Annotated in this window: 29 protein-coding genes; 12 read left to right on the forward strand and 17 right to left on the reverse strand. The window is 43.1% G+C overall.

Annotation, left to right across the window (positions count from 1 at the left end; all coding sequences use genetic code 11):
• Positions 1 to 3: 3 nt before the first annotated feature.
• From P255_RS12220 to gshB, 4 genes are all read right to left on the reverse strand, one after another.
• Positions 4 to 933, reverse strand: coding sequence for a D-alanine--D-alanine ligase (locus P255_RS12220; RefSeq protein WP_004902683.1), 930 nt, complete (start codon positions 931 to 933; stop codon positions 4 to 6).
• A 40-nt stretch (positions 934 to 973) separates the two neighbouring features.
• The gene (gene murC, locus P255_RS12225) at positions 974 to 2,422 is read right to left on the reverse strand and encodes a UDP-N-acetylmuramate--L-alanine ligase (RefSeq protein ID WP_004902685.1); all 1,449 of its coding nucleotides are present in this window, start codon (positions 2,420 to 2,422) and stop codon (positions 974 to 976) included.
• A gap of 12 nt (positions 2,423 to 2,434) precedes the next feature.
• Positions 2,435 to 3,532 (reverse strand): undecaprenyldiphospho-muramoylpentapeptide beta-N-acetylglucosaminyltransferase, encoded by a 1,098-nt coding sequence (gene murG / locus P255_RS12230; protein ID WP_035365522.1) that lies wholly within the window; start codon positions 3,530 to 3,532, stop codon positions 2,435 to 2,437.
• Positions 3,533 to 3,926: 394 nt separating this feature from the next.
• Positions 3,927 to 4,865 carry a glutathione synthase gene (gshB, locus tag P255_RS12235; protein ID WP_004902689.1) on the reverse strand — a complete coding sequence of 313 codons (939 nt, stop codon included), beginning with the start codon at positions 4,863 to 4,865 and terminating at the stop codon, positions 3,927 to 3,929.
• 117 nt (positions 4,866 to 4,982) lie between these two features.
• On the opposite strand from gshB, the gene P255_RS12240 reads away from it, so the two are divergent.
• Positions 4,983 to 5,180: a DUF3565 domain-containing protein gene (locus P255_RS12240; RefSeq protein WP_004902691.1), complete on the forward strand. Its 198-nt coding sequence runs from the start codon at positions 4,983 to 4,985 to the stop codon at positions 5,178 to 5,180.
• Between the two features lie 149 nt (positions 5,181 to 5,329).
• On the opposite strand, the gene P255_RS12245 is transcribed toward P255_RS12240, so the two are convergent.
• From P255_RS12245 to pyrE, 3 genes are all read right to left on the reverse strand, one after another.
• Positions 5,330 to 5,653, reverse strand: coding sequence for a hypothetical protein (locus P255_RS12245; RefSeq protein ID WP_004902693.1), 324 nt, complete (start codon positions 5,651 to 5,653; stop codon positions 5,330 to 5,332).
• A gap of 124 nt (positions 5,654 to 5,777) precedes the next feature.
• Positions 5,778 to 6,008 carry a hypothetical protein gene (locus tag P255_RS12250; RefSeq protein WP_004902695.1) on the reverse strand — a complete coding sequence of 77 codons (231 nt, stop codon included), beginning with the start codon at positions 6,006 to 6,008 and terminating at the stop codon, positions 5,778 to 5,780.
• Positions 6,009 to 6,262: 254 nt separating this feature from the next.
• On the reverse strand, positions 6,263 to 6,913 hold the full coding sequence (gene pyrE, locus P255_RS12255; RefSeq protein WP_004902697.1) for an orotate phosphoribosyltransferase: 651 nt from the start codon (positions 6,911 to 6,913) through the stop codon (positions 6,263 to 6,265).
• Positions 6,914 to 6,951: 38 nt separating this feature from the next.
• On the opposite strand from pyrE, the gene P255_RS12260 reads away from it, so the two are divergent.
• A complete protein-coding gene (locus P255_RS12260; RefSeq protein ID WP_004902698.1) occupies positions 6,952 to 7,773 on the forward strand; it encodes an exodeoxyribonuclease III in 822 nt (273 codons plus the stop codon).
• A 350-nt stretch (positions 7,774 to 8,123) separates the two neighbouring features.
• The gene (locus P255_RS12265; RefSeq protein WP_004902699.1) at positions 8,124 to 8,471 is read left to right on the forward strand and encodes a Spx/MgsR family RNA polymerase-binding regulatory protein; all 348 of its coding nucleotides are present in this window, start codon (positions 8,124 to 8,126) and stop codon (positions 8,469 to 8,471) included.
• A gap of 51 nt (positions 8,472 to 8,522) precedes the next feature.
• On the opposite strand, the gene P255_RS12270 is transcribed toward P255_RS12265, so the two are convergent.
• From P255_RS12270 to P255_RS12290, 5 genes are all read right to left on the reverse strand, one after another.
• Positions 8,523 to 8,960 (reverse strand): DUF2147 domain-containing protein, encoded by a 438-nt coding sequence (locus tag P255_RS12270; RefSeq protein ID WP_004902700.1) that lies wholly within the window; start codon positions 8,958 to 8,960, stop codon positions 8,523 to 8,525.
• Positions 8,961 to 9,248: 288 nt separating this feature from the next.
• Positions 9,249 to 11,081, reverse strand: a complete 1,833-nt coding sequence (gene dsbD, locus P255_RS12275; protein WP_004902701.1) for a protein-disulfide reductase DsbD — start codon at positions 11,079 to 11,081, stop codon at positions 9,249 to 9,251.
• A 21-nt stretch (positions 11,082 to 11,102) separates the two neighbouring features.
• Positions 11,103 to 11,870, reverse strand: a complete 768-nt coding sequence (locus tag P255_RS12280; RefSeq protein WP_004902702.1) for a transporter — start codon at positions 11,868 to 11,870, stop codon at positions 11,103 to 11,105.
• A gap of 15 nt (positions 11,871 to 11,885) precedes the next feature.
• Positions 11,886 to 12,434, reverse strand: coding sequence for an ankyrin repeat domain-containing protein (locus tag P255_RS12285; protein WP_004902703.1), 549 nt, complete (start codon positions 12,432 to 12,434; stop codon positions 11,886 to 11,888).
• Positions 12,435 to 12,539: 105 nt separating this feature from the next.
• Complete coding sequence (locus P255_RS12290) at positions 12,540 to 12,893, reverse strand: HPF/RaiA family ribosome-associated protein (RefSeq protein ID WP_004902704.1); 354 nt, start codon at positions 12,891 to 12,893, stop codon at positions 12,540 to 12,542.
• A 248-nt stretch (positions 12,894 to 13,141) separates the two neighbouring features.
• On the opposite strand from P255_RS12290, the gene puuE reads away from it, so the two are divergent.
• From puuE to P255_RS12310, 4 genes are all read left to right on the forward strand, one after another.
• Positions 13,142 to 14,107, forward strand: a complete 966-nt coding sequence (puuE, locus tag P255_RS12295; RefSeq protein ID WP_004902705.1) for an allantoinase PuuE — start codon at positions 13,142 to 13,144, stop codon at positions 14,105 to 14,107.
• Between the two features lie 83 nt (positions 14,108 to 14,190).
• On the forward strand, positions 14,191 to 14,697 hold the full coding sequence (uraD, locus tag P255_RS12300) for a 2-oxo-4-hydroxy-4-carboxy-5-ureidoimidazoline decarboxylase (RefSeq protein WP_004902706.1): 507 nt from the start codon (positions 14,191 to 14,193) through the stop codon (positions 14,695 to 14,697).
• Positions 14,690 to 15,013: a hydroxyisourate hydrolase gene (gene uraH / locus P255_RS12305; RefSeq protein ID WP_035365528.1), complete on the forward strand. Its 324-nt coding sequence runs from the start codon at positions 14,690 to 14,692 to the stop codon at positions 15,011 to 15,013. The genes uraD and uraH overlap by 8 nt, the downstream gene beginning before the upstream one ends.
• 347 nt (positions 15,014 to 15,360) lie before the next feature.
• The gene (locus P255_RS12310; RefSeq protein WP_004902708.1) at positions 15,361 to 16,653 is read left to right on the forward strand and encodes a hypothetical protein; all 1,293 of its coding nucleotides are present in this window, start codon (positions 15,361 to 15,363) and stop codon (positions 16,651 to 16,653) included.
• A gap of 112 nt (positions 16,654 to 16,765) precedes the next feature.
• Here the strand turns inward: P255_RS12310 and hpxO are convergent, their stop codons facing one another.
• Positions 16,766 to 17,923, reverse strand: a complete 1,158-nt coding sequence (gene hpxO, locus P255_RS12315) for an FAD-dependent urate hydroxylase HpxO (protein ID WP_004902709.1) — start codon at positions 17,921 to 17,923, stop codon at positions 16,766 to 16,768.
• A 199-nt stretch (positions 17,924 to 18,122) separates the two neighbouring features.
• Here hpxO and alc point away from each other — a divergent pair, with 199 nt between their 5' ends.
• From alc to P255_RS12335, 4 genes are all read left to right on the forward strand, one after another.
• Entirely contained in the window at positions 18,123 to 19,130 is a 1,008-nt protein-coding gene (alc, locus tag P255_RS12320) for an allantoicase (RefSeq protein ID WP_004902710.1), read from the forward strand.
• Positions 19,127 to 19,630: an ureidoglycolate lyase gene (locus P255_RS12325; RefSeq protein ID WP_004902711.1), complete on the forward strand. Its 504-nt coding sequence runs from the start codon at positions 19,127 to 19,129 to the stop codon at positions 19,628 to 19,630. Before alc ends, P255_RS12325 begins: the two co-directional genes overlap by 4 nt.
• Positions 19,631 to 19,735: 105 nt before the next feature.
• Positions 19,736 to 20,443 carry a phospholipase D family protein gene (locus P255_RS12330; RefSeq protein ID WP_004902712.1) on the forward strand — a complete coding sequence of 236 codons (708 nt, stop codon included), beginning with the start codon at positions 19,736 to 19,738 and terminating at the stop codon, positions 20,441 to 20,443.
• A gap of 60 nt (positions 20,444 to 20,503) precedes the next feature.
• Positions 20,504 to 20,791, forward strand: a complete 288-nt coding sequence (locus P255_RS12335) for a putative hemolysin (protein ID WP_228127517.1) — start codon at positions 20,504 to 20,506, stop codon at positions 20,789 to 20,791.
• A gap of 37 nt (positions 20,792 to 20,828) precedes the next feature.
• Here the strand turns inward: P255_RS12335 and parE are convergent, their stop codons facing one another.
• Together parE and P255_RS12345 are read right to left on the reverse strand one after the other, a co-directional pair.
• On the reverse strand, positions 20,829 to 22,709 hold the full coding sequence (parE, locus tag P255_RS12340) for a DNA topoisomerase IV subunit B (protein WP_004902714.1): 1,881 nt from the start codon (positions 22,707 to 22,709) through the stop codon (positions 20,829 to 20,831).
• A 4-nt stretch (positions 22,710 to 22,713) separates the two neighbouring features.
• Positions 22,714 to 23,310 (reverse strand): YqiA/YcfP family alpha/beta fold hydrolase, encoded by a 597-nt coding sequence (locus P255_RS12345; RefSeq protein ID WP_004902715.1) that lies wholly within the window; start codon positions 23,308 to 23,310, stop codon positions 22,714 to 22,716.
• A 199-nt stretch (positions 23,311 to 23,509) separates the two neighbouring features.
• Between P255_RS12345 and P255_RS12350 the strand changes: the two genes are divergently transcribed.
• Positions 23,510 to 24,856 carry an alpha/beta fold hydrolase gene (locus P255_RS12350; RefSeq protein ID WP_004902716.1) on the forward strand — a complete coding sequence of 449 codons (1,347 nt, stop codon included), beginning with the start codon at positions 23,510 to 23,512 and terminating at the stop codon, positions 24,854 to 24,856.
• Here the strand turns inward: P255_RS12350 and P255_RS12355 are convergent.
• Both P255_RS12355 and P255_RS12360 read right to left on the reverse strand, forming a co-directional pair.
• A complete protein-coding gene (locus P255_RS12355) occupies positions 24,853 to 25,761 on the reverse strand; it encodes a DMT family transporter (RefSeq protein ID WP_004902717.1) in 909 nt (302 codons plus the stop codon). The genes P255_RS12350 and P255_RS12355 overlap by 4 nt on opposite strands.
• Positions 25,762 to 25,863: 102 nt before the next feature.
• Positions 25,864 to 26,511: a TetR/AcrR family transcriptional regulator gene (locus P255_RS12360; RefSeq protein ID WP_004902718.1), complete on the reverse strand. Its 648-nt coding sequence runs from the start codon at positions 26,509 to 26,511 to the stop codon at positions 25,864 to 25,866.
• Positions 26,512 to 26,566 lie beyond the last annotated feature (55 nt).

Consider the following 26,566-nt stretch of genomic DNA (forward strand, 5'->3'; position numbering starts at 1 on the left):
AAATTAGCGAGCCGTTTCCGTCAAGGTTTGTTCTAAAATCGCCACGCAAAGACTGTCAAAATCATAGCCAACTGCTTTAGCCGCTTTAGGTACTAGCGAATGGCTGGTCATACCTGGAACTGTATTCACTTCCAGCAACCAGAAATTGTTCTGTTCATCTTGCATTGCATCAATACGTCCCCAGCCGCTTGCACCCACCGCCTGAAAAGCGCGTAAGCATAATGCCTGCAAACGTTGCTCATCTGACTCACTCAAGCCACAAGGAATGCCATATTGCACGTCATTACGCTGATATTTAGCTTCATAATCATAAAAAGCCACATCTGCGGGTGGTTGTAAACGAATCACTGGCAACGGCTGACCATTCAAGAATGAAATGGTGTACTCACGTCCAGTAATCCATTTTTCTGCCATAACTACGGCATCGTGCTGAGTGGCTTTGGCAATCGCAGCAGCAAGGTCTTCCGCTTTTTCGACCTTACTCATGCCAACGCTTGAACCTTCATGCACAGGCTTGATAATTAAAGGTAAACCAAGGCTTTCAACCACTTCGTTCAAATCAGTGTCTTTACCGATAATTCGATACGGCGCAGTAGGTAAATCCGAACCTTGCCAAACTTGCTTGGTTTTGACTTTATCCATACCAATCGCCGAGCCTTGTACGCCCGTACCTGTGTATGGAATATTTAACCATTCAAGCACACCTTGAATCTGGCCATCTTCACCACCACGACCATGCAAAACAATAAAAGCACGATCATAGCCAACCAGTTCAGTCACGCTACGTTCCTGTGGATCAAATGCTTCTGCATTGACACCTGAACGCAACAATGCTTCAAGAACCGCTCGACCACTATCTAAGGAAACTTCACGCTCTGCTGAACGTCCACCCAATAACACTGCAACCTTGCCGAATTTTGAAGCATTTGACACGTTTTTTATCCTTAAATCTAAGCAAATCACCCAAGCGGGATTATTTTATAAATAAGCGTTTTTGCGCTAACTCAACCGAAATTGCACCCACGTTACCCGCACCTTGTGTTAATAACAAGTCATTTGGTTGTAACACTTTTTGAATGACGTTTTCGAGATTTCCCTCAACCGGATCAATCAAAATCGGTTCGACTTCACCACGTAAGCGAATGCTGCGCGCCAGTGAACGGCTATCTGCACCCACAATTGGTTTTTCACCTGCTGGATAAACTTCAAGTAACAGTAACTGATCCACCTGTGACAGCACGTCAACAAAGTCATCGAAACAATCGCGGGTACGGCTAAAGCGGTGTGGCTGGAACAACATCACCAAACGGCGGTCAGGATGACTCTGGCGAGCTGCCTTAATGGTCGCTTCAACTTCTTTTGGATGATGACCATAATCATCAACCAGTTTCACATTGCCATCACCAAGCGCATATTCACCTTGTACCTGAAAACGGCGACCTACACCACTAAAGCCTTCCAAAGCACGGCAGATAGCAGCATCAGAAACCCCTTCATCGGTTGCGACGCCAATCGCTGCCAAGGCATTTAAGATATTGTGCAAACCTGGTTGGTTGATAGTGACACGCAGTGGCTCACGATCTTTACGTAAAACGGTAAAGTGCGAACGCATACCATCTTGTTCAACCTCAACTGCGCGAATGTCATTATCTTCATTGAAACCATAAGTGACCGTTGGGCGACCAAAACGCGGCATGATTTCACGTACATTGGCATCATCACCACAAACTACAGCCAAGCCGTAGAAAGGTAAACGGTGAATAAATTCAATAAAGGTATCTTTTAATTTGTCAAAGCTACCACCATAGGTGTCCATGTGATCTGCATCGACATTGGTGATAATGGCAGCCATTGGCTGTAAAAACAAAAATGAAGCGTCAGATTCATCTGCTTCCGCCACAATATAACGGCTCGCGCCTAGCGCAGCATTTACACCTGTACGGTTGAGTAAACCACCAATCACATAAGTTGGATCGAGGTTTTCTTCTGCCAGCATGGTCGTCAATAAACTGGTGGTTGTGGTTTTACCATGCGTACCTGCAACTGCAATCCCGTGGCGATAACGCATTAACTCGCCGAGCATTTCTGCACGGCGCACGACAGGAATACGCTTTTCAAGTGCTGCTTTGACTTCAGGGTTTTCATGATCAATTGCAGTTGAAACCACCAAGACATTGGCATCTTGCACATTTTCAGCGGCATGCCCGATATACACCTGAATGCCTTTTTCTTCCAAATGCGCTGTGGTTTTAGATGCTTTAATGTCCGAACCAGAAACACAATACCCCTGGTTTTTTAAAACTTCAGCGATACCACACATCCCTGCACCACCAATTCCCACAAAATGAATGTGTTTAATACGGCGCATTTCAGGCACTTTGATAAGTTTGTTGACTTGATCTACTGGGGTTGTCGATGACATACGATGCTCTAACTATAATGCTTGGATTAAATCCACCACATGTTGTGTGGCTTCTGGTTGTGCGTGTTGACGCGCTTTAGTTGCCATTTCAGAGAGTAACTGGCGATTCATCAGCGGCGTCAATAATTGCTGTAAATTTTCAGGGGTCATACTGGCTTGCGGGCAGATTTTTGCTGCACCAATCCCCTCAAGAAAACGGGCATTGGCAGTTTGATGATCATCAACCGCACTTGGCAGTGGAATAAAAACGGCGGCAACACCTGCGGTTGCGACTTCCGTCACTGTCAACGCACCTGCCCGACAAATAATCAGATCGGCATCACTATACGCTTTTGCCATATCTTCAATAAAGGGAACCACTTGCACTTGTAACTGCTGTGGCGCGTTGGCATAGCGAGTTTGCGTTTCAGCAAGCTGTTTTTGCCCGCACTGATGGGTAATATGCAGTTCAACATTAAGTTGTTTAAATGCTTCTGGCAATTTTTCATTTAGTGCCTGTGCGCCGAGTGAACCACCAACCACCAAAATATTCAGCGGTTGATGGGCTTGTTCACGGGTTTCGTAACGCCATTTCGGGGTTAATGTCTCGGTAATTTCTTTACGTACAGGGTTGCCTGTCGTCACAACCTTGCTTGATGCAGGAAATGTATTTGGAAATGCCTGACAAATTTTACTTGCCACACGTGCCAATTGTACATTGGTAAAGCCTGCAACAGCATTTTGTTCATGAATCAGCACAGGAATTCCAAGCGCACGTGCAGCCAAACCACCTGGGCCTGCAACATAGCCACCAAAACCTGCAACCACATCAACCTGTTGCTGTTTCATAAAGCGCATAGCAGCTAGAGTTGCGCCCAAAATTTTAAATGGTGCAACCAGTTTACGAAGTAAACCATTACCACGTACACCCTGAATATCAATCTGATAAATCGGAATGTTTTGGTCTTTTAACAAACGGTTTTCCATGCCTGCTGGGGTTGCCAACCAAGAGACACGATGACCTTGTTGTTGTAATAATTTTGCCACGGCTAATGCAGGGAAAACGTGTCCACCCGTACCAGCAGCCATCATCATGACATGTTTCGGTTTTTGTAATTGAGAATTGGTCACGGTTAAATACTTCAGCTGTGCAAGTTACGTAAATTTCTTGGCTTATTTTAATCATAAAGTCTTATTAGCGTGAATGATTTTCACGTCATTTAAACAAATATTGATTAATTAAAGTGATACTGATCTTGTTATCTCACATTCTTGTTAAATCATCTTGAAGCTGTTTGTTTAAATCACGACAACTTTCGGTATTTTTCTATCACAGCAGGCGCGCAAATCAACTCAGTTGATAGACAACTCTGCATCAGGTAGTTTTTAAAATCATAAGAAATCGATATGTTTTATATTCAATATGTTATTCGGCTGATCTTAAAAATCGATGAGCGTACTCTTGATACGCTCATATGATCGGAATTTGAATATTTTTACTGCATAGACAGCTTACAGGAGTGAATTAACGTCCTCGCTCTAACACATCAAATAACGTATCGGCAATCGAAGTACCAAACTGAGCATCGATTTCACGAATACAGGTTGGGCTGGTCACATTAATTTCAGTCACATAGTTACCAATCACATCGAGTCCCACAAAAACCAAACCTTTTTCGCGTAAGAATGGGCCGACTTTTTCAGCAATTTTCTTGTCATTTTCACTCAATGGTCGAGCCTGCCCTAAACCACCTGCTGCCAAGTTGCCACGCACTTCACCATTTTGAGGAATTCGTGCCAAGCAGTAAGGAATCGGTTCACCATTGACCATCAAAATACGTTTATCCCCTTCCACAATTTCAGGAATATAGCGCTGTGCCATAATTGGCTGCTGACCGTTCTGGGTTAATAGCTCAAGCGTTGATCCAATATTCACGCCGTCTTGGAATAAACGGAAAATACCCATTCCCCCCATACCATCCAGTGGTTTAACGATCACATCACCATGTTCAGTAATAAACTCGCGCATCAAACTTTCTTGTGATGTAACTAGAGTTGGAACTTGAAGCTCAGGGAACTGGGTTGCAAATAGTTTTTCATTGCAGTCACGCAACGACTGTGGTTTGTTGATAATCCACGCACCTTCGCGTTCTGCCTGTTCCAGAATGTAAGTGGTATAGACAAAATTCATATCGAACGGTGGGTCTTTCCGCATCAGAATTACATCGTAATCCGCCAGTGATTGTTTTTGTTTTTCACCCAGTTCGTAATAATGCTGATAATCTTCAAAAACTTTCAGTGGTGCAATCAAGCCGAAGGCTTTACCCTGATCAATATATAAATCTTGTTGTAAAGCATAGCCCAAATCATGCCCACGGCGGCTCGCAGTCCATAGCATTGCCATGGTTGAGTCTTTTTTCAGATTGACATTTTCAATGGGATCCATCACAACCAATACACGCATGATTTTTTACTCTAGCTATTTTTTGATGAGAAAAAGTATAGCGGAGATTGTGGCGGTCTTTTTCTGAATTTCAGTAAAGCCTCATATATTATTTGCAAGAAAATAAAGGATGAACTCATGCAGCAGGCGATTATTGGGTTTCATTTAGATGAAGAACAGCATTGGGTTGCAGATTTAGCCTGTGGGCATACGCAACATGTACGGCATATGCCGCCTTGGCAAAACCGCCCTTGGGTCATGACTGAACAAGGGCGTCAGGAAAAAATCGGGATGATGCTGGAGTGTAAGAAGTGTGATGTGGAAAATTTTGAATAAGAAATTTTATTGGCAAAAGATAAGAGATTTACTTCATAAAACGCCGACTTATTTCAGAAACGGCATTTTTATGTTTGATTGATTTTTTAAAATCAAACAAACTATTGATTCATATTGTTTTAAATTAACTTTGCATAACGATCATTATGTTAAATATAGGGTTCGTAAGGTTCATCTAAGGATAAAGTCCACTGCTTAAATGCTTCATTCATTTTATTCTTTTGCTCTTTAGAAACATCTGGATAAGAATAGAATCTATCGTAATCATTCCTAAAGTGACTACTCTCAATTCTTTCAGCTAATCCATCAATAAATTCTTTTCCTTTGGTTATATAACCTTGAATTGCTTCTTCATCTAGGATTATAGCCTTTTCGAAACTCGTTATTCTTAAATTGATAATAACATTAAGATACATCCATTCATGGTCTTTATATAATTCCCAATAATGGGGTTTTATTTCTATTATTTGCATATGGTGATGTCGATAGATTTTTAAATATTTCTAAAATTAATATAATACGGATTATACGAAGGCTAGGTATGAGATCTAAAAATTTTTCTACTTCGTGCAAGTACACATGATATTTAACAAAGGATTAATTTGAGATCCATCTTTCAAACTGATTAGCTACGAATCTATAAGCATTACTTTCTTCTTTCGAGGAAAATATAAGTTCAGGTTTATCCCTTTCTGTATAGTAAACACACCACTCTGTTTTTTGTTTTAAGACACTAATACATTCAGAGTTCTTAATTTTATCAAAAGAGTAACTGCTGTGATGAATTCCCATCTGTTTTAATAATTTAATAAGCTCATCTCTAGTCATTGTCAGGCTCTTAATTATTAATTCTTTCTAAAATTAACATAAACCTTATACGAAATTCTTAAAATTTCTTATTCAGCATCAATACCTTAAATAATCCACTCCAGAGTTCGGCGCACTGCAACGTTTTTTTTCATGATTTTCTACGTTTCACGACTATTATTTAATCGTTTTAATTAAGTCTACTCAACAATTTAATTAAATGACTAATAAAAAAGGAAGCCTTCGCCTCCTTTCTTATTTAAGTAAATATAGACTTAGATACCATATTTCTCACGGTATGCCTGCATATTGGCTAAGGCTTCTTTCTCACCTTTGGCATCCAGATAATCCATCAAATCTTTCATGGTAATCAGTGCATGTACAGGAATCTCAAGTTCTTTTTGTACTTCTTGGATTGCAGATAATTCACCTTGACCACGTTCCTGACGATCTAACGCAACCAACACGCCAGCAATGCTCGCACCCGCATTTTTCAAAATGGTCACGACTTCGCGAATCGCTGTACCAGCGGTAATCACATCATCAATAATCCAGACTTTTTTACCTTCGACAGCAGCACCGACTAAAACACCGCCTTCGCCATGATCTTTGGCTTCTTTACGGTTAAAACCCCAAGGCACACTTTTACCATGAATTTGTGATAATGCCACAGCCGTTGCAGCAACAAATGGAATACCTTTGTACGCAGGCCCAAAAATAACTTCAACATTGTCACACTGAATCAGTTGATCCGCATAACCTTGTGCAAGCAATGATAATGCTTCACCATCGTTGAGTAAGCCTGCATTGAAAAAATAAGGGCTAACACGACCCGATTTTAAAGTAAACTCACCAAACTTCAGCACACCTCGTGATAAGGCAAGGTCAATAAAAGCCTGTGGGTTAAATTGAGATGGCGTTGTCATGAGGGCTCCAAATTTAGATATTAAGGTAAGACTTGAGCATGATACCAAAGGATCACTATCCAAGTGAGGCAAAAATTCTACGCGTAGTCTCGATTAACGTAAATGGGCTACGTTCTTCTGTGACCAAAGGTCTGCTGGACTGGCTAGAACAGTCCGATGCCGATGTGGTCTGCATTCAGGAAAGTCGTATTACCCACGCCCAATGGACAGACAAATTTAAACCGGAAGGCTGGCATACGCATCTCTTTCCAGCAGAGCGTGCAGGTTATGCAGGTACGGCAATCTATAGCCGACTCCCCTTTCTCTCGGTTCGAGATGGTCTGGGCTTTGAACTGGCAGATTCACAAGGGCGTTTTATTTGTGCCGAATTTGATTTAGGACTAGAGCAGCCTGTACATATTGCGTCGTTGTATTTACCTTCAGGCTCTTCAGGTGAAGAAGCACAAATCCGTAAAGATCAGTTTTTAGATGAATACAAAAAAATTCTGAAGCAATGGCGCGATGAAAATAAATCCATCATTGTCTGTGGTGACTACAACATCGTACATAAGCGCATTGATATTAAAAACTGGTCAGGCAATCAAAAAGCTTCAGGCTGCCTTCCTCATGAACGTGCATGGCTTGACCATATTTATGATGAACTGGGTTATGTCGATACCTTCCGTGTAGTACGTCCTGAACCAGAACTGTATTCATGGTGGTCAAATCGTGGACAAGCCCGTGCGAAAAATGTCGGTTGGCGAATCGACTATCAAGCTTGTTCACCTGACTGGAAAACTCGAACAATAAACGCATGGGTTTACAAAGATCAATGGTTTAGTGACCATGCACCTGTTATTATCGATTATCGACTTAATTAATTTTGTGAACACATGTTCACAAAACCATTAAAAATAGCTTACATCCATTGTCGCCTGAAATGCTTTTTTCTGACATCACTTTGTAGCAATATAGCCGCACGGCACAGGGACATGTCAGGACGACAGCAAAAGGATAGGACGCCGTAGGATGAAGTAAAAATAAACTAAGTTTCTTAGTTTATTTTTCAAGGATGTGACATCGGACGTTGTAAATGAGACCCGCATAATCAGGATGATCTAATGCGGGTTTTCTCTATTTGAAGTACTCATTTTTCCCAATAAGATAAGCATAGCCGAAAACAGATTTTTTGGTTAAGCTCATTTGTCATATTGATAGATGAGTAATGAATATGCTGAAAATTTACGGTATCAAAAACTGTAATTCCATGAAAAAAGCCTTCGATCTGCTAAATGAATTAGGTTTAAGCTACGAGTTCCATGACTATAAAAAACAAGGTATTGATACAACAACAGTCAAACAATGGCTAGACACCTGTGGACAAGACCAGATCTTAAACAAAAAAGGCACCACATGGCGTAAACTCAGCGAAGCTGAACAACAGCAAGCGCTTGCGAACGAAGACAATCTGATTCAGGCACTCATCACACATACCAGTTTAATTAAACGCCCTGTGCTGCAAACTGCTCAAGGCTTTATTGTAGGCTTCGATGAAGCAGCGTATCGCAACTTAGCCTAAAAATAAAAAAAGCCTAGAACAGTCTAGGCTTTGCTTTTATCACAATACATATTAGTGAATACGGTTCCAGGTTTGGTTACGTCCAAGCGCAGAAAAACCCAAATACCCCCGAATTTTAAACTGCTTGCCACCGTTAATTAACTGACCTTTCAGGCTATAAGTTTTGCCATTTTTCGGATCAAGGATTGAACCATTATCGTACTGATTGCCACCCACATTTTTCAGACCACGTACAATCGTCACACCATGTAATGGTTTATTTTTGTAGGGACCTTCGCAGTTGGTACAGCTATTTTCTTCCCCAGGGGTCAGTACTTTTTGAATACTTGCAGACAATGTACCGTTTTTTTGCTCGGTAAAGACAACGATCGCTTTAGGCTTTTTGGTTTCATCATCAATTGTTTGCCAAACTGTTCCATTGAGCTGATCTGCTGCATGTGCAGCCATCGCGGCACCAAATAGTCCAAACGCAAGTAACATTTTTTTCATTATTTCTTCCCTAATCATCTATTGTAGTATTGCCAATCTTCAGTATTCAAAATACATCGCCAATTTGCAATTTCTCAGTGTGACCGTTTAGTGTTGCCTTGTAACAATATTTACAAGATCATCCTATATTGTGCTGTTCTCTTGCAAGAGAAAATACAAGCAAACCACATCAGATCAAAAGCCTGATAGACCTTAGCCTTCAAAATAAAGCATCAGGAATTATATAACGTCGCTTTTTATCGCATCCTCAGCTCAGCACAAGCAATAAATGAGTTATTTACACGCCAATCACTGCGTTTTTTGCGTAAGTTGCTGCAAACGCTGAAGCAGTCCAGCCATTTTAAATTCACCTGTTAAACGCAAACTGCGTAGTTCCCGATGTTGGGTGTCTAAAAACAAATAAGTTGGTGGCCCCAAAATATCCCATTGACTCAATAACGCCTGATGCGAAGCATCATACTGACTCAAATCCAGCTTGATCAGATAAAATGGCGCAAGTGCCTGTTGTACCTGTGGCTGTGGCAAAATCTGATGCTCAATAGGCTGACATGCCACACACCACTCAGCATAGACATCGACCACGATAGCCTGACCTTGAGGTGCTTGTGCAAGCAACGCCTGAAATTTGGCAGCAGTCTTGGCAACATGCCATTGCACCTGAGTAGAGGTTCCAACAGTATTTTGACCTTGCCACCACTGGTATTGCTGGTAAGCATATGCAGGCACCAGACTTAGCAGTAAAACTGCATACAACCACTTGAGACCGCGCACATGTTTCACTGTGCCATAGAGCAAATAAGCAATAAAACTCACCAGCAGCAATACATTCAGAAGTTGCCACGCACTAGCACTCAGGACAGGGCGAATAAAATACAGTGCCAGTCCCAGCATAATAAATGCAAAGACCACCTTAACCTGCATCATCCATAACCCTGCTTTAGGCAAAGCTCTGGAGCCAAGCAAACTGACCAGCAGCATTGGGACTCCCATCCCCATGCCTAAGCCAAACAGCAAAATCGCACCATGCCATGGGCTTTGGGTCTGAGAAATAAACAGTAACGCTCCTGCAAGAGGTGCTGTCATACACGGCCCGACCAGCAAAGCAGAAATCACTCCCATGACTGAGGCACCAAGTAAGGACCCCCCTTTTTGCATAGACTGTGCCCGATCTAAGCGGTGTGTCCATGTCTGCGGTAACTTGATTTCAAACAGACCAAACAGGTTCAGGGCGAAGACCACAAATAACAGGCTAAATGCCATTAAAATGCTCGGCTGCTGTAACCAGCGCTGAAAGCTCAAGCCAAATGAAGATGCCACCACACCTAAAACTGCATAAACCGATGCCATGCTACAAACAAAGACCAAAGCAATACTCCACGCCTTTAAGCCCTTATGCTCCCGAATTAACAGCGAAGTCAAAATTGGAATCATGGGTAAAGAACATGGGGTAAAAGCCAGTAAAATTCCCAAGCCTAAGAACAACAGTAATCCATAAGCAAAAGAATGCTGACTAAGGCGCTGTGACCAGACTTCATCATCGGCGGTTAAAACAGTGGCGGGCTGGGGAGTATTTTTCGTCGTTACCGCAGCGGCTGTGGTATTTAAAGGATTGGAATCTAGCGATGTGGATTGCTGCTGTGAAAGTTCAAGCAAACCAGACGGTGGACGTACCTGGTCCTGCATACTGATCAAGCCATCGGCATCGGTGCGAATGGTGAGTTTTTGTGGTGGGTAACACAAACGGTCTTTGGCACATCCCTGCCACGTCACCTGATAGCTTTGGTTGGGTTGAGTTGGAATACTAAAACTGACCTGATTAAAGTACACCCAACTTTGCCCAAAATTATCATCGTGCTGGGACACGGCTTGCGGAAATTTAAGTGCGAGTTGCTGTTGCCCCTGCTGCACCGTAAATTTTTGCTGATACAGATAATAATGCGGCTGGATTTTCCAAGACAGTTGTGCCTGATGATCAGAGAGAGATTCCGCCGAAAACTGAAATGCCTGTTCAGCAGGCAACAACTCGTCGGCATGGCTGAACACAGGAAAAGATACGATCAATAATAGGCAATATTGTAAGGCTAGCCACAATATTGCCGTTTTTTTGACATACAACCGCATCGGCAGATCTGCTCATTGAATTTAGAACAGGTAGGATACGCCAAAACCACCACTGTAGTCAGGTACATCGCCGCTCAAACCCACGCCAAAACTGGCATCGAATTGTGTGCGATTGTTAAGATTGTAAACCAAGCCTGTTGCCAATGAAGTCTGCTCATGCTGGCTTTCTTGTTTACGGTAGACAAACTGCGAAAAACCAGACCAGTTGCCAGCAATCTTATAATTTAAAGTCGGAATAGCCGTCCATGACCAGCGACCATCCTGCATTTCATAGAACATGGTCATGCTGGTGTTCAGCAATTCATTTTGCTGGTACGCCACGGTTGAACCCAAAGTATAGGTATCTTGATTTTCTCTAAAACCTTGATTACCTGTCGCAAAGGAGACTTTACCCAAAACCGCCATGGTCATTTGGTCATCTTGTAAATCAATGGCTTTTTTGATCCCGACAGATACATCTCCCAGACCATTATCATTGATTCTTTGACCTGCACGACGGATTTGTGTCCAAGCTGGCCCTTGCCAACCCAACTGCAATTCCATACTGTTGGTCAAACCCGTACGAAAGAGCATATCCATCTGAATTTTTGTAGTTTTCTCATAACCGTCAGCCGTACCCTCTTTGCTATAAGAGACGCTTGGCAAGCTCTGTTCCCATGCCAGTTGCCCAACTGGGGTAATACTTGTTCCAAAGCCTGAACCTGGACGGTCAAAAGAAAAATCAGTCGCCAGACTATGCATACTCACTGTAGAAGCCAGTGCGAATGCCGTGGTTTGCCATAGTTTCATAGATATTCTCAAGGATTAAGCGTTAGTTAATTCTTTTGTCATTTTTGCACCATGCTCACGAAGCAACTGCAAAGTCTGCTTTTGCTCTGGCAAGGTTTGCGACCAATCGATTTCATCATAGTCACATTCAAAAAATAATTGGCTAATTGATGATAACACGGTTAAATCTTCATCATCCAACGTATTTGGGTTGACTTTTTCATCCAGCAACCGCTGCACCGCAGGAACACATGCTGCGCTGGCTGCATCCCAAAGCGGTCCATAAAACTCTTCCGCATCCCACAAATGCACATTGGCTTTCGCCTGAATCAAAGCATCTAGAATTTCAAGATGGGGTTGTAGGAGTTGCTGTTTTTGTTGTTCTGACAAAGGTTTTCCTGCCTCAGAAGCATCGCACAGCGCTTCCCACCACTGGAACAAGCCATCACAAACCACGGTAATTGGCAAGCCTTTTTCAGGATCCATAAAATTAGGATCAAGCCCTTGAGATAACAGGTCTTGTACTTTGGCTGGGTCAAGTTGTTCAATGGCATCAATCAAGGCATGTTGTGATGTCGTTAGCATGATGAGTTCTCAATGGCAATGTGCTCAAGCCAGTTTAACAAGAAATCCAATATCAAAGGCAATAAAAAAAGCTCCCGAGGGAGCTTTTCTAGAAAAAGCAGTTACTTAAGCTTCATCTTCTTCTTCAATTTCAAGCGGTTTAGCGCGAGGATTATCTTTTTTCTCAATCACATGTTCTAGGCTACGTTTGAGGCGTTCAATTGCGCCATGAATTGCGGCATCCACATTACCTGCTTTATGTGACACAGCAATCGGTTTCAATCCTGCTAGGCGTGCTTCGATCATGCAACGTAGGTCGTCATCTCCGCCCTTGTCTCCATTTTCATCACTTAAATGTACTGAAAAGTGAGTAATACGTTCACTGTGACGTTGAAATTCATTCGTAAGTTCTGCACGTATATAGCCAATTAGACGTTCACTATTTTGGATATTTTTATCTGTACGGATTTCAATATTCATAATTAATCCTCTCTTATTTCATCGATCTGCGCTGTGCAAAACAAAACAACCATCCATGTAAATGCACCTGAAACCTAATGATGCGCGATGGTAAAAACACTTAAATTTATAAGCTTTTACTCTTCCTAAACAGAAGATGTTGTCACCATTTTTGCATATTGTTTCGGTGTCCTTATGCTTTAAATATCAGGCTATACTCGAAAATATGCAAGCATATTTTGCAAAAAACGATCAAAAGGAAACCAACCGTGACAACTTCTTACTTGCGTGGTCAGGCACTCATCGATTGTATTCGTTCTACCCCCTATTCTCGTGACCTGATTGGCTATCATGGGTCTCCTCCTCATGCCAACTGGCCACATCAAGCCAAAATTGCGGTGCAGTTTGTACTGAATTATGAGGAGGGATCTGAAAACCATATTGAGCATGGCGATACAGGCTCGGAGCAATTTTTATCCGACATTATTGGCGCAGCCAGTTTTCCTGCCAGATACATGTCGATGGATTCCATGTACGAATATGGTTCGCGTGCAGGTTTCTGGCGTATCCATGAAGAGTTTCAACGGCGTAATTTACCCATGACTATTTTTGGTGTCGGTATGGCTCTCATTCGTAATCCTTATGTAGTCGAAGCAATCAAGTCAGCGGGCTACGATGTGGCATCGCATGGGCAGCGCTGGATTCATTATCAAGACATGCCTCTTGAAACGGAACGGCAATATATGGATCAGGCGATCAGCGTACTGGAAACGCTTTTTGGTGATGCACCTATTGGCTGGTACACAGGACGCGATAGCCCGAACACCCGCCAACTTTTAGCTGAATTCCCACAAATTCAATATGATAGTGATTACTATGGTGATGACCTGCCCTTTTGGACTACCTTGACCAACTCAGTAGGTGAAAGCCGACCACATCTGATTATTCCGTATACCTTAGAATCCAATGACATGAAGTTTTGTTCATCTGGCGGTTTCAACAGTGGCGAGCAGTTTTATCAGTATCTCAAAGATGCTTTTGATGTGTTGTATGCGGAAGGAGAGATTGCACCGAAAATGCTGTCGATTGGCATGCACTGCCGAATTTTAGGTAAACCTGGGCGTTTCAAGGCATTACAACGCTTTTTAGATTACATTCAGTCACATGAACGGGTATGGATTTGTCGCCGTCAGGATATTGCCGAGCATTGGTATCAGCATCATTATCCAAAGTAAAAAAATCTGTGTTGGCTCTTGCTTTTTAAGCCATGATTGCACATGTTTAAATGATTAAAAGCAACAATAAACTGGACATAATTATGCAACTCTCAGAATTCAACCAACTCTCCGAGACACAGGCGCAAGAATTTTTAAAACACTGTGTCCATATTTCTTCTTGGGTAAGAACACTTTCTGAACAACGCCCCTATCCAAGCAAGCACACCCTGATCAATGCAGCCGAGATGCAAACGGAAACATGGACATGGTCAGATATTAAAGCAGCGCTAGATGCACATCCACGCATTGGGGAACAACAGGCAAAACAGGCTTTGTCAGCACAAGAGCAGGCTTTTTCACAACAAGAACAGGCGCTCATTTACCAAGGTGTTGAAACGACTGATGCACTGTATGAAGCCAATCTGGCTTATGAACAAAAATTTGGTTTTATCTTCTTAATTAAAGCCGTTGGGCTGACGCATATGGATATTTTTGAAGCCTTACAACAACGTTTGCAAAATGACCTGGAGACCGAAAAACAGGTGGTTCATGAACAGCTTGCGGGGATTGCTCTGCATCGCTTGGAACTGGGAATCGAAAGTGATTAGTACCCATATTTTAGATACGCACTTAGGCAAACCTGCTGCGGCGGTAAACGTGAAGTTATTTGAGGCGGTCAGCCATCAATTACTTGGGCAAGGCCAAACCGATGCCGATGGTCGCCTGAAAGATTTTGGTTTGACTACCATCACGGAAGGCGAATATCAGCTTGAATATGAAATTTTACCTTACTTCGCATCGAAACAACTTGAGACTTTTTTTCCTAAAGTCTGTATCCAGTTTTATGTCGCAGATCCACAAGAACACTATCATGTGCCTTTACTGATTAGCCCATTTGCTTACTCGACCTATCGGGGGAGTTAAGCAGCAAATTGCTGACGACAAGGTATGATTCTGCCAAGTAGCAGGATTATACCAATCAGACCAAATGGTCAAAATAAATTCATTTTCTGCACTAAATCCAAGCAGGATGCCATGTAAAACCCTACTTTTTGCCGTGAGTTTTTGAATGGAGTTTTTATAGATCAATCATTAAAAATACATCACACCGCTATATTTCCTCATGCTTTCTCGGCTTTTCTGCCGTTTTTCTCAACGATCTACTGTCGATTTGTCTAATCAATAGCTACATTCAAGCGAAATTTGTTTAAAATTGGTCAAATTTTTGCATCTTGCTTGTAAACCAGTTTATTTTCGTGGGGAAGTCTACAATGAGCAACATTCGCCTTAAAAAAGCGCTTCTATTATGTGGTATCAGCAGCTTATGTTCTTCAGTTTTTGCATTGCCATTATCTAGCGATGACGCTTGTAAGGCCACGAATGTCAGTGATTTTTCACAAATGTTTAGCTGTGGTTCGGTTGAAGGTAGCTTACGTTTGGCTTCTTACTCAACCAACAATGCTTACTTTAGTAATATCAGCCAAGATACTACTACTGCTGGCGGATATGTAAATTATAAAACAGCCCGTTACAATGGCTTTCAGGCAGTTGTCGGGATTGAAGGTCAAAATCGTCTTTCACACGGTTCTCATAGCGTTTCTGAATTATCAGATGGTACTTTTGGTATTGGTGAAGCTTACTTAAACTGGACACAAGACAAATTCTCGGTGACAGTGGGTAATCAAAAACTTGACCTGCCATTTGTGGGTGATTATTCCTTCTATCGTGTCCAACCGTTCTTATATCAAGGCGTTGACATGAAGTACGGTGATGTCGATAACTTCGTTCGTGCGACCTATATTAATAAATACAAAAGCTACGGCGATGACAACTTTGCCCACCGTGACCGTTACAATGATGACCCATATTCGGCTGCACAAAACACACGTCTTGATCACGTCACCAACTTCGGTCTAGGTAAAAAATTCAACTTGAATGATAAATACCTAAAAACTCAGGCTTGGGTAGAAAGCTATGAAGATTCATTCAACTTGTATTATGGCGAAGCCAATCTTGGCTTCAACAAAGTTAAATGGAACCCAGAAGTTAGCGTGCAAGCCGCTTATGCCAATGACATTGGTGATGCGCAATTTGGTAAAGTCGACAGCACATCACTTGGTGCTCAGTTGAAACTTAAACCAACTGACAAACTGACTTGGCGTATTGGCTATGACCACGTATTCAAGAAAAATAACGCTTGGGGTCTAGGTAGTTTGCCAACCCCTTATGCTCACAATACGTCTTCTGATCCATACTTTGCACAGCCATTCTTCACCAGTACTCAGGACTTGGGACCAGGCGATTTCTATACCACCGAGCTTTCTTCGCCATTTGGTCAGAATGCCTTTGTGGGTACGCGTTTGAGCTATGTTGCAGTGAACGATAGCTACAAAAAACTGAGCAGCCTCAACAATGACATGTATGAAGTGATGTTCTATGGTTTTTATAATTTCACAGGCTCCCTCAAAGGCTTGAGCCTGTCTGAATTTGTTGGCTTCCAGAAACTCCAAGGTGATGCCAACCTGTTCTTGCAAAACCGTTTTGGAATCACTTACAACTTCTAAGTGTCTTGGTATAACTACCGTTTCGACGGTAGTACCATCTTGATCAAGTTGTTAAAAAAGATGCCTCAAGGCATCTTTTTTTATGGTTTGCTTTTCTTATTGCTAATCAGGTTTAATCCAGTACATTTCCCACGATATTGTGAATAATCCCCTGCATGATGTGTGGGCCCTGCTCCTGACGCAGTTCGCTATACCACGTTTGTGTAGTTGCTTCATCTTTCATATGGGTCACATCACAACGCTTGCGGGCACGTAACACCATTTCCTTGGTACGCTCATTACGTTTTTCCTGATAGCGTGACAAGGCATCTTCAACACCCAAAGTATTGATCTGTAAAGCACGTGCCAAATAAATCGCATCCTCCATCGCCTGACAACCACCTTGCCCAATATCAGGCGTGGTACTATGCGCGGCATCCCCCACCAACACGACACGACCTTTATAAAACTGTAAAAAGGGTTCAATGTCATGGATTTCTACCCGATTGGTTTTTTGCGGATCCAGTCGCTCTATTAGCGTTTGCACTTGTGGGCACCAGTTTTTAAAGTATTGTTTTAGCTGGCTTTGATACTGACTGCGGTCATTCTCCAGACCCGCAGGTAAGGGCACATCCAAAAAGAAATAAAAACGCTGATCTGCTACAGGCATTAAAGAAGCACGTTTACCTTCACCGACATAAGTCGTCCACTGTTCAGCAGGTGCTAAATCTTCAGAGATGTCCACTAGCCCATTCCAGTTGACATAGCCTGCATAACGGCGCTGTACCTGCTCGCCAAGCACGTAAGCACGTGTTAATGAGTGTGTTCCATCTGCGCCAATCAAAAGCTCGGTTTCAACCTCACTCCCATCGGCAAACTGAATCTTTACTCGCTGTTCTTGTTGTTCTAAAGCCAGCATGCGTTTACCCAAATGAATGTCTTCACGACCAAATTCATCCATCAACATATTTTGTAAATCGGCACGCGAGACAGGATAAGGACGCTGCCCAACTTCCTGAATGAGGGGCTGTAAGCTGAACTGGGTCATGGTTTCCCCTGTCAGACCATCAACATAAGCCAAATCATTCATTTGCCCGCCCAGTTTGGCAATTTTTTCTGATAATCCCAGATAGTTCAGACATTTAACCCCATTTGACCATAACGAAATGGCTGCACCGATAGGAAGAATTTTTTCTGTTTGTTCATAGATGGTTACTTTATGTCCGAACTTTTTTAGTGCAATTCCTGTAGTCAATCCTCCCATACCGGCGCCGATAATCACAATTTCCATCTATAGCTCCTTTATATTTATAACATTTGTTTAATTTTTGATGCCAAAAGCGTGCCATGCTCAATATTTTTCGCTGAATTTGTTCAGTTAGCGTAAAAACTGCCACATTTTTGCCAGTCTTCCCTAAATAAACAACGATGCTAGTATAGGTAAAGGACTCCATTTCAGTGACTAAAATAACAGCATACAGGAACCCTACATGGTAACCTTACTCGCCCCTGCTTTTGAACTTCCTACACATCTGACGCATTTAACCAACCTTGCCGATGCACGTATTGGTGCCAAAATCATGGACTGTTCCGATGAGTTCTTTGCAGAAGCGAAACGCATGCTCAACGCGGATGCACCGATTTTTATCGAAGACAAGTTTGATGATCACGGTAAGTGGATGGATGGTTGGGAAACCCGCCGTAAACGCCATGCAGGCTACGACTGGTGTATCGTCAAACTGGGTGTGGCGGGCAAGATTTATGGGCTAGATATCGATACTACGTTCTTCACAGGTAACTATCCTGCTTCGGCTGCACTGGAAGCTTGCTATGCGCCTGATGATCAGCTTGATCAAGCCGAATGGCATAGCCTGTTGCCCAACAGCGTTTTGGGTTCAAGTCAGCATCACATTTTTGATATTTCCTCGGATCAGGTCTTTACTCATATTCGCCTGAACATTTTCCCAGATGGTGGCATAGCCCGTTTACGTGTCTATGGTGAAGTGCAAATCCAACTGAAAGATCACGATCAAATACTGGATTTACTGGCACTGGAAAATGGCGGGCGAGTGATCGCCTATAGCGATGCACACTATGGTCATCCTCGCAACCTGATTAACCCTGGTCGTGGTGTCAATATGGGGGATGGCTGGGAAACCAAACGCCGTCGCACCCCTGGTTTTGACTGGTGTGTGCTGGCTTTGGGACAAGCAGGCTTGATTGAAAAAATCGAGATTGATACCGCGCACTTTAAAGGCAACTTCCCTGCTCAAGTGTCGATTCAGGCGGTGTATGTACAAGATGCCACCGATCCACAACTGATTCCACAAAGCATGTTCTGGCCATTTTTACTGGAAGCGCAAGACATGCAAATGAATCATGTGCATAGCTATATCAATGAGGTCTTGGCACACGAAAAAATCTCGCACATTCGCATTAACATGATTCCAGATGGTGGCATTAGCCGCATCCGTTTATGGGGTAAAGTCACAGGATGAGCCAACTCAGCATTCAGCTTGAACCATTAACCATCGAAAACTTCGCCGAATTCGGTGAAGTAATCGGCTGTGCAGGGCATGATTTCTTTCATATTAATGAGGCACATACCGAACGCTATCATGCCTTGGTACACACTGAAACAGATACAGCAGGCAAGATCGGCATCAGTATTTTTCGTAATATCAAGACCACAACTTTACCGTTACAGATTGATCTGCTGGAACGACATCCAATCGGTTCACAAGCTTTTATTCCGATGCAGGGACAAAAATTCCTGATTGTGGTTGCTCCAAATTTAAATGCCGAGCAGCCCGATCCACAACGTATTCGCGCCTTTATGTCAGATGGTACACAAGGGGTGAATTATCGGGCAGGGACATGGCATCACCCACTGCTGACTTTCGAAAGCCCAAGTGACTTTGCGGTGATTGATCGGCTCGGTACAGGACACAATTGTGATGTGTTCGAGTTTGCTGAGCCTGTACTGATTCAAGAATAAAAACCTGAACAGGCTGTTTCGGCAGCCTGTCTGCTAAATAACTGGAAAACATCAATTCTTTTGCTTTATGATCTTGAAATAACACAACATGACACTAGATAAAACATGGCAAAATTCTTAAATACCAGTGCAACCAATTTCTTCCTTGAAGAACTGATTAAAAATGCCAAAGAGCGTTTAATTCTGATTAGCCCTTATTTACGTTTGAATGATCGTATTAAAGAATTATTGGAAGATAAAAACCGTCTTAAAATTGATATTCGCATTGTCTACGGCAAAAGTGATTTACATCCTGACGAGATTAAATGGATGCAGCGCCTCGACTATATTCGGGTCAGCTTCTGCAAAAATCTGCATGCAAAATGCTATATGAATGAGAATACCTGCATTATTAGCAGCTTGAATTTATATGAGTTTAGTCAAATTAATAATAATGAGATGGGGATTCTGATTGAAAAACAACATGATGAGTCTGTGTTTCAAGATGCTTATGAAGAAGCACAACGGATTATTCGGATCAGCGAAGAAGTCCGCATTTCACTGGATGAAGTTCGTAATCAAACTCAAGAAGCAGAAGTCACGAATCAAGACAATGATGATGCACAGCAGAAACTAACGTCATCCAAACTGGCTGCCAAATACAAGTTAAAAACCCAAGATTTGCTGGATCGCTTTGTAGATAAAGGCTTCCTGATTTTAAATGATCGTGGCAAGCATCAACTGACTGAACAGGGAAAATCTGTAGGCGGTGAATTCAAAACAAACCAGTACGGTGGCTATTTCCTTTGGCATACCGATATGCCAATTGAATAACATGTTTCTACATTTTCCCTACTTAGTCTTTGCAAAAGCATAAAACTTCTGCAAGCTCGATTGGCTATAGTAGAAAACCTGTTTAGTGTGCCAACTTTTGTCCATACCATGATGAAAAAATTGATTTTACTGAGCCTTGCTACCACAACGGCATTTTTAGCAGCCTGTAGCAGCAACCCTTCGGAAAAACAACTGGCGATGGCAAACCCTGCCAGTAAGTACTGCCTAGAACAAGGCGGTAAACTGCGCCATCTGAAAGATGCCTTTGGCAATGAATCGTCCAACTGCAAATTACCCAATGGACAAGAGCAAGACGAATGGGATTTGTACCGACAAACCCATTCATAAAAAAAGAGGGCAACTGCCCTCTTTTTTATTCGCTCAATTAAACCACCAAATCGGCTAAATTACCTTTTTGCTCCAGCCAGTGCTTTCGATCTGCAGAGCGTTTTTTGGCAAGCAACTTGTCCAGCAAACTTGCCGTGAACTGCACATCATCCAGATCTAACTGCACCAGACGGCGTGTATTGGGATCCATCGTGGTTTCACGCAGCTGACCCGCATTCATTTCCCCCAAACCTTTAAAGCGGGTAATTTGCGGATTTTTAGTTTTGATCTTGGCTAAAATACTTTCCAGTTCGTCTTCATCCAGTGCATAAAATACGTCTTTGCCTGCATCGACACGGAACAAGGGCGGCATCGCCACAAACAAATGTCCTTCTTCCACCAACGCAGGAAAATGCTTCACAAACAAGGCACACAACAACGTCGCAATATGTAAACCATCCGAGTCAGCATCGGCAAGAATACAGATTTTGCCATAGCGCAGTTCCGACAAATCATCACTGCCAGGGTCAACCCCAATGGCAATCGCGATATCATGCACTTCTTGCGAAGCCAAAACTTCATCGGAAGAGACTTCCCATGTATTCAGGATTTTCCCGCGAATCGGCATAATCGCCTGAAAATTCTTGTCACGAGCTTGCTTGGCACTACCGCCTGCTGAGTCGCCTTCGACAATAAACAATTCACTTTCTTCACGCGTCTGCCCAACGCAGTCTGCCAGTTTTCCAGGCAACGCTGGCCCTGCTACGATGCGTTTACGCTCGACTTTTTTGGCTGCTTTTAGACGTCGACCGGCTTTGGCGATTGCCATTTCCGCTAGTTGGGTCGCGGTTTCGGCATTTTGGTTAAACCACAATGCAAACGCATCTTTGGCAATATTTTGGACAATACCTGAAGCTTCACGGCTCGACAGACGTTCTTTGGTTTGCCCTGAAAATTGTGGTTCTTGCAGCTTGAGTGACAAAATATAGTTCACCCCGTCCCAGACATCTTCTGCTGAAAGTTTCATGTTACGTGGCAACAAATTGCGCAGTTCACAAAACTCGCGCAGCGCATCGGTCACGCCTGCACGCAAACCATTTACATGCGTACCGCCTTGCGCAGTCGGAATCAGGTTGACATAGCTTTCCTGAATCTGCTCGCCACCTTCGACATTCCAGCACACGGCAAACTCACAACTGGCACGCTCAGCATCACCACGTGATACAAAGGCAGGTTGCGGCAAAATCTCACGATCTTGCAGCTCATCCATCAAATAGTCGACCAGACCATTTTCAAACTGCCATTCGATTTTTTCGTTATTGATCTTGTCGATATAGCAAATTTTTAAGCCTGCTGCCAAAACGGCTTTGGCTTTCAGGTTATGTTTTAAGGCTTTTAAAGCAAATTTTGGATTGTCAAAATATTTACTGTCTGGCCAGAAACGTACCAGTGTACCTGTAGCACGTTTCGGGGCTTTACCTTCAAGCACTTCAAGCGGCGCAACAGGCTCGCCATGCTCAAATGCCATTTGGTATAAGTTACCCTGACGCTGTACTTCAACCTCAACACGATTCGACAGCGCATTGACCACCGAAATGCCAACCCCGTGCAATCCTCCAGAAAACTGATAGTTGTCAGTACTGAATTTGCCACCTGCATGCAGTTTGGTCAAAATAATTTCAATACCGCTTTGTCCGTATTCAGGGTGAATATCGACAGGCATCCCGCGCCCATTGTCCTGAACGGATAAAGAGCCATCCTCATAGACCGTGACACTAATCTGGTTAGCATGCCCTGCCAAAGCCTCGTCCACCGCATTGTCGATTACTTCTTGCGCAAGATGGTTTGGACGCGTGGTATCGGTATACATTCCCGGACGGCGACGTACAGGATCTAGACCAGATAAAACTTCAAGGGATTGAGCCGTATATTGTGACACGTGATTATTTTTCCTTTGTAATCGATAAGGCTAAAAAGGTCAGTAGCATGGGAATTTTATCAGCAAAATTTTCCATGGCATGATTTCCCCCCATTTCGGTCATGATCATGCTGGGGGTTTGCGCCTGATTATAATAGCGTTGTGCTTCCCGATAATCCAAGACTTCATCACCTTGTTGCAATAACACCAACAATTTGCTGGCATCTTGAACAATAGGCACATCCATCGCTGCCAGTTGCTGCAACTGAGACTGATCCAGTGTCCAGTCAGGTGTGACCTGTAGCGGAATCTGCCCATGACCAAACAACCGCATAAACAAGGCATAAGGATGTACCGCAGGATTGATCAGCACCGCAGGGCAAGCATACTGCAATGCCAGATGAGTTGCGTAAAATCCGCCCAGACTGCTCCCCACCAGCACGACATTTTCAAGCGCCTGAATATAACCTGCAACCTGTGCCAGCGCTTCCAGTGGCGGCATGTTCAGATCAGGCAAGTGTACACTATAGCTTGGGCAATGGGCTTCACAGTATCGTTTCAGTTGCTGCCCTTTCACCGAATAAGCATTACTACGAAAGCCATGTAAATAAATAATATTCATACAAATCACTCATCAATTTTGTATTAAATCTACGTCATTCAATGCATGACTCCCCTATGATGATTTAAACTAGTCTTGTCAGACAAAAGTATGCTCAGCCTGCGTAAAAATTGCGTATGTTAAGCAAAGCAAAACCATAAATTATTGCCGTAGTACCAGACAATACTTGGTTAGCACAGTTATAGAGAGATCAAAGACTATGCCAAGTTTAACGCCACTACACGAAACTTATTGTCGTTGGGACGATACACCACCAAGTCAAGCGGACTTGCTGGAGGGTTTTGCGCAATTTCTGACTACACCGAAACAAAACCTGTACGGTTTAATGCATAACATTCAGACGGAACTGTTGTCGAGTGCTTTAGGCTTAAGTGAAGAACATGTTCAACGCCTGCAACGGATGTGTCTGATCAATCGATTTAACCATACTGTTTACGAAGTCATGAGACAGTCTGGTAGTCGTATTATTGCACCTAGTCTACGGAAAATTCTGGAACATAATCCACAACTCCGTCAAAAATCTCTCAGCCCGATTGCTCAGGAAGCTATCAGCATACTCAACGGTATTGCTGGAGATTATTTCTTGCTCCAGCAAAACCCACTGGCACTACCTATGGTGCTGTATGATCACTATGGTGCAATACAACGCGGCGATGTGGGGGGACGGGTAGTAATTTTTGTCCATGGCTTATGCACAAGTCACCTCTATTGGTCAAATCATCGTTATGAAGGCATTGGCGAACGCTTACTGGCACAGCGTGATTACAATACCATGCTGTATCTTAACTATAATACTGGGCGGCGAATTTCTGCCAATGGTCGAAGCTTATCCAATTTGCTTGAAGATTTGATTGAGCGCAATCCACGTATTCAATCAATTGATTTAATAGGGCATAGCATGGGTGGCTTGGTCTGCCGTAGCGCGCTATTTTATGGCAAGCAAGATCAAAAACACTGGTTTCACCGTACCCAAAATCTGGTGTGTATTGGCTCGCCACATCATGGCGCGGCACTGGAACGCTTTGGCTTTCGTTTACAGGAAAGTCTGGGGCGTTTTCCTCTGGTTAAAATTGCCCGTCATGTGGTCAATCTGCGCAGCAATGGCATTTTAGATTTGCGCTATGGCAGCGTGCGGGATGACGACTGGGAACACATGTCTGCCCGTATCGGCTCCATGAATGATAGCCGCAAACCAGCACCACTCCCCTCACATATCAATACCTTTTTTATTGCAGGTACAATGGAGTTTAAGAAAATAAAAACCAAAACCATGGCTGTGATTGGTGACTATCTGGTCAGTGTCAAAAGCGCACTGGGCGAACACCCAAATCCGCGCTTTAACTTAAATTTACCCGATTCGCACAAGGCTGTATTTTATGGCTTAAACCATTTTAATATTCAGTATCATCCGAGTGTCGCCGAACAGATTACCCGTTGGTTATATCCAAACCCTGAATTGCCAGAACAAAACTTCTTGCATCGCCATGTGGTGGATTTGGGAATCTATGAACTCGACACCTTACTTGAAATGCAAAGTGAAGATTAGACGGAACGCAAATGACTTGGCGCATTTTTCTTTTGCGCCAGCGCAATCCCGCACAAAATCATGATGCCGCCCAACGTGTGATAGATTGTCCACTGTTCATGCAACCAGATCAACGCGATAATCGCAGTAAATACAGGCATCAGATTCATAAAAATACTGGTACGATTTGGCCCTAAATGCTGCACGGCCAGCATCCATAAAATTGGCGCGCATAGTGATGGGAAAATTCCTGCATACAGCACGCTCAAAGCATTTTGACTGTTCAAGGCATCCAATCCCAAATAAATAATAAACGGCAGATGAAACAGCAAAGCAAAGGCAATCTGGATATACACACTGACCATGAGTGGCAGATTTAAACGCCATTTCTTTAAGAATACGCCATAAAATGCATAGAAAAATACGGCAACCACCATCAGCGCATCGCCAAAATGATGCCCCATCGCCAGCAAGGCGGCAAAATTGCCTTGCCCAATCACATATAACAACCCCAAAAAAGACAAGACACTGCCAATCAAGGCAAAGCGGTTGGGCGTATCTCGAAGCAGCAACATCGACACAAAAATAGTGAACACGGGAATAAAGGCATTAATAATGCCCATGTTGGTCGCCGAGGTGTAATGCGATGCGGTATAGGCGATGCCCTGATACAACACCATGCCAAATGCCCCCAAAACCGCCAGTTGAGCAATATGCTGACGGATCTGTTGGCGTGCCTGCCACACCCGATGCAGCATAAATGGTGTCAGCAATACAAAAGCAATCAGCCAGCGGTAAAAACTAATACTGACAGGTGAAATGAAGTCAGAAACATAACGGGTCACGACAATATTCAATGACCAGATCAGTACGGCCAATAAAGGCAAAGCCAATGCCCACCACGGTGTTTTCTGATGCTGTTGCATAGCATTCTCTTGATCATGGATTAAAGGAATATTCTGACTATCGGCGGATTGAATTGAAATCCTGAAAATCCGACATGAATATGGTAAAGACGACACCTGAACCTAAAACAAATCCCAAACCCGCATGGCATGTTCAATCACTTTATGCAGTTGTTCCTGTGTTGCACCATCACGTGCTTGTAAGGTTAACCCCTGAATCACCGTAGTATAAAAATCAGTCATTTCTTCAATCGGTGTAGTTGGTGCCAAATCGCCATCAACTATGCCCTGCTGCAAACGCTGCAACAGTTTTTGTTTCTCTTTTAAGCGTTTTTCCAGAACTTTTTGCTGTACATCATGCGTCTGTTCGGAGCAGTTGACTGCGGCAACAATCAGCATACAGCCCGCAGGCTTATTGGGCTGGAGTAAGCGTTGAATATGGTTATACAGATAAATTTCAAATGCGACTTTTGCTGTTTTTGCCTGCTCAAAAATCGGAATAATCGGGCAGGCTTCATGCTCCAGATAATAGTCAATACAGCGATAAAACAATGAAGCTTTATCCCCAAAACAGCTATACAAACTTGGTGCGGTAATTTGTAAAGCGTGGGTTAAATCATTGATTGATGTCGCTTCATAGCCATGTTCCCAAAACAATAGCATGGCTTTTTCCAGCGCCTGCTGCTCATCAAAACACTTTGGTCGCCCACGTTTCTTTTTGATCTGTACGTCGGTGTGCTGTACCGCCAAATCTGTTGTGGTTTTTGTCATACAGTGAACAACCATTTTTATAGCAATCGCTAATAAATTAATTGACGATTGGATT

The organism is Acinetobacter brisouii CIP 110357 (assembly GCF_000488275.1).
Classification (GTDB): domain Bacteria; phylum Pseudomonadota; class Gammaproteobacteria; order Pseudomonadales; family Moraxellaceae; genus Acinetobacter; species Acinetobacter brisouii.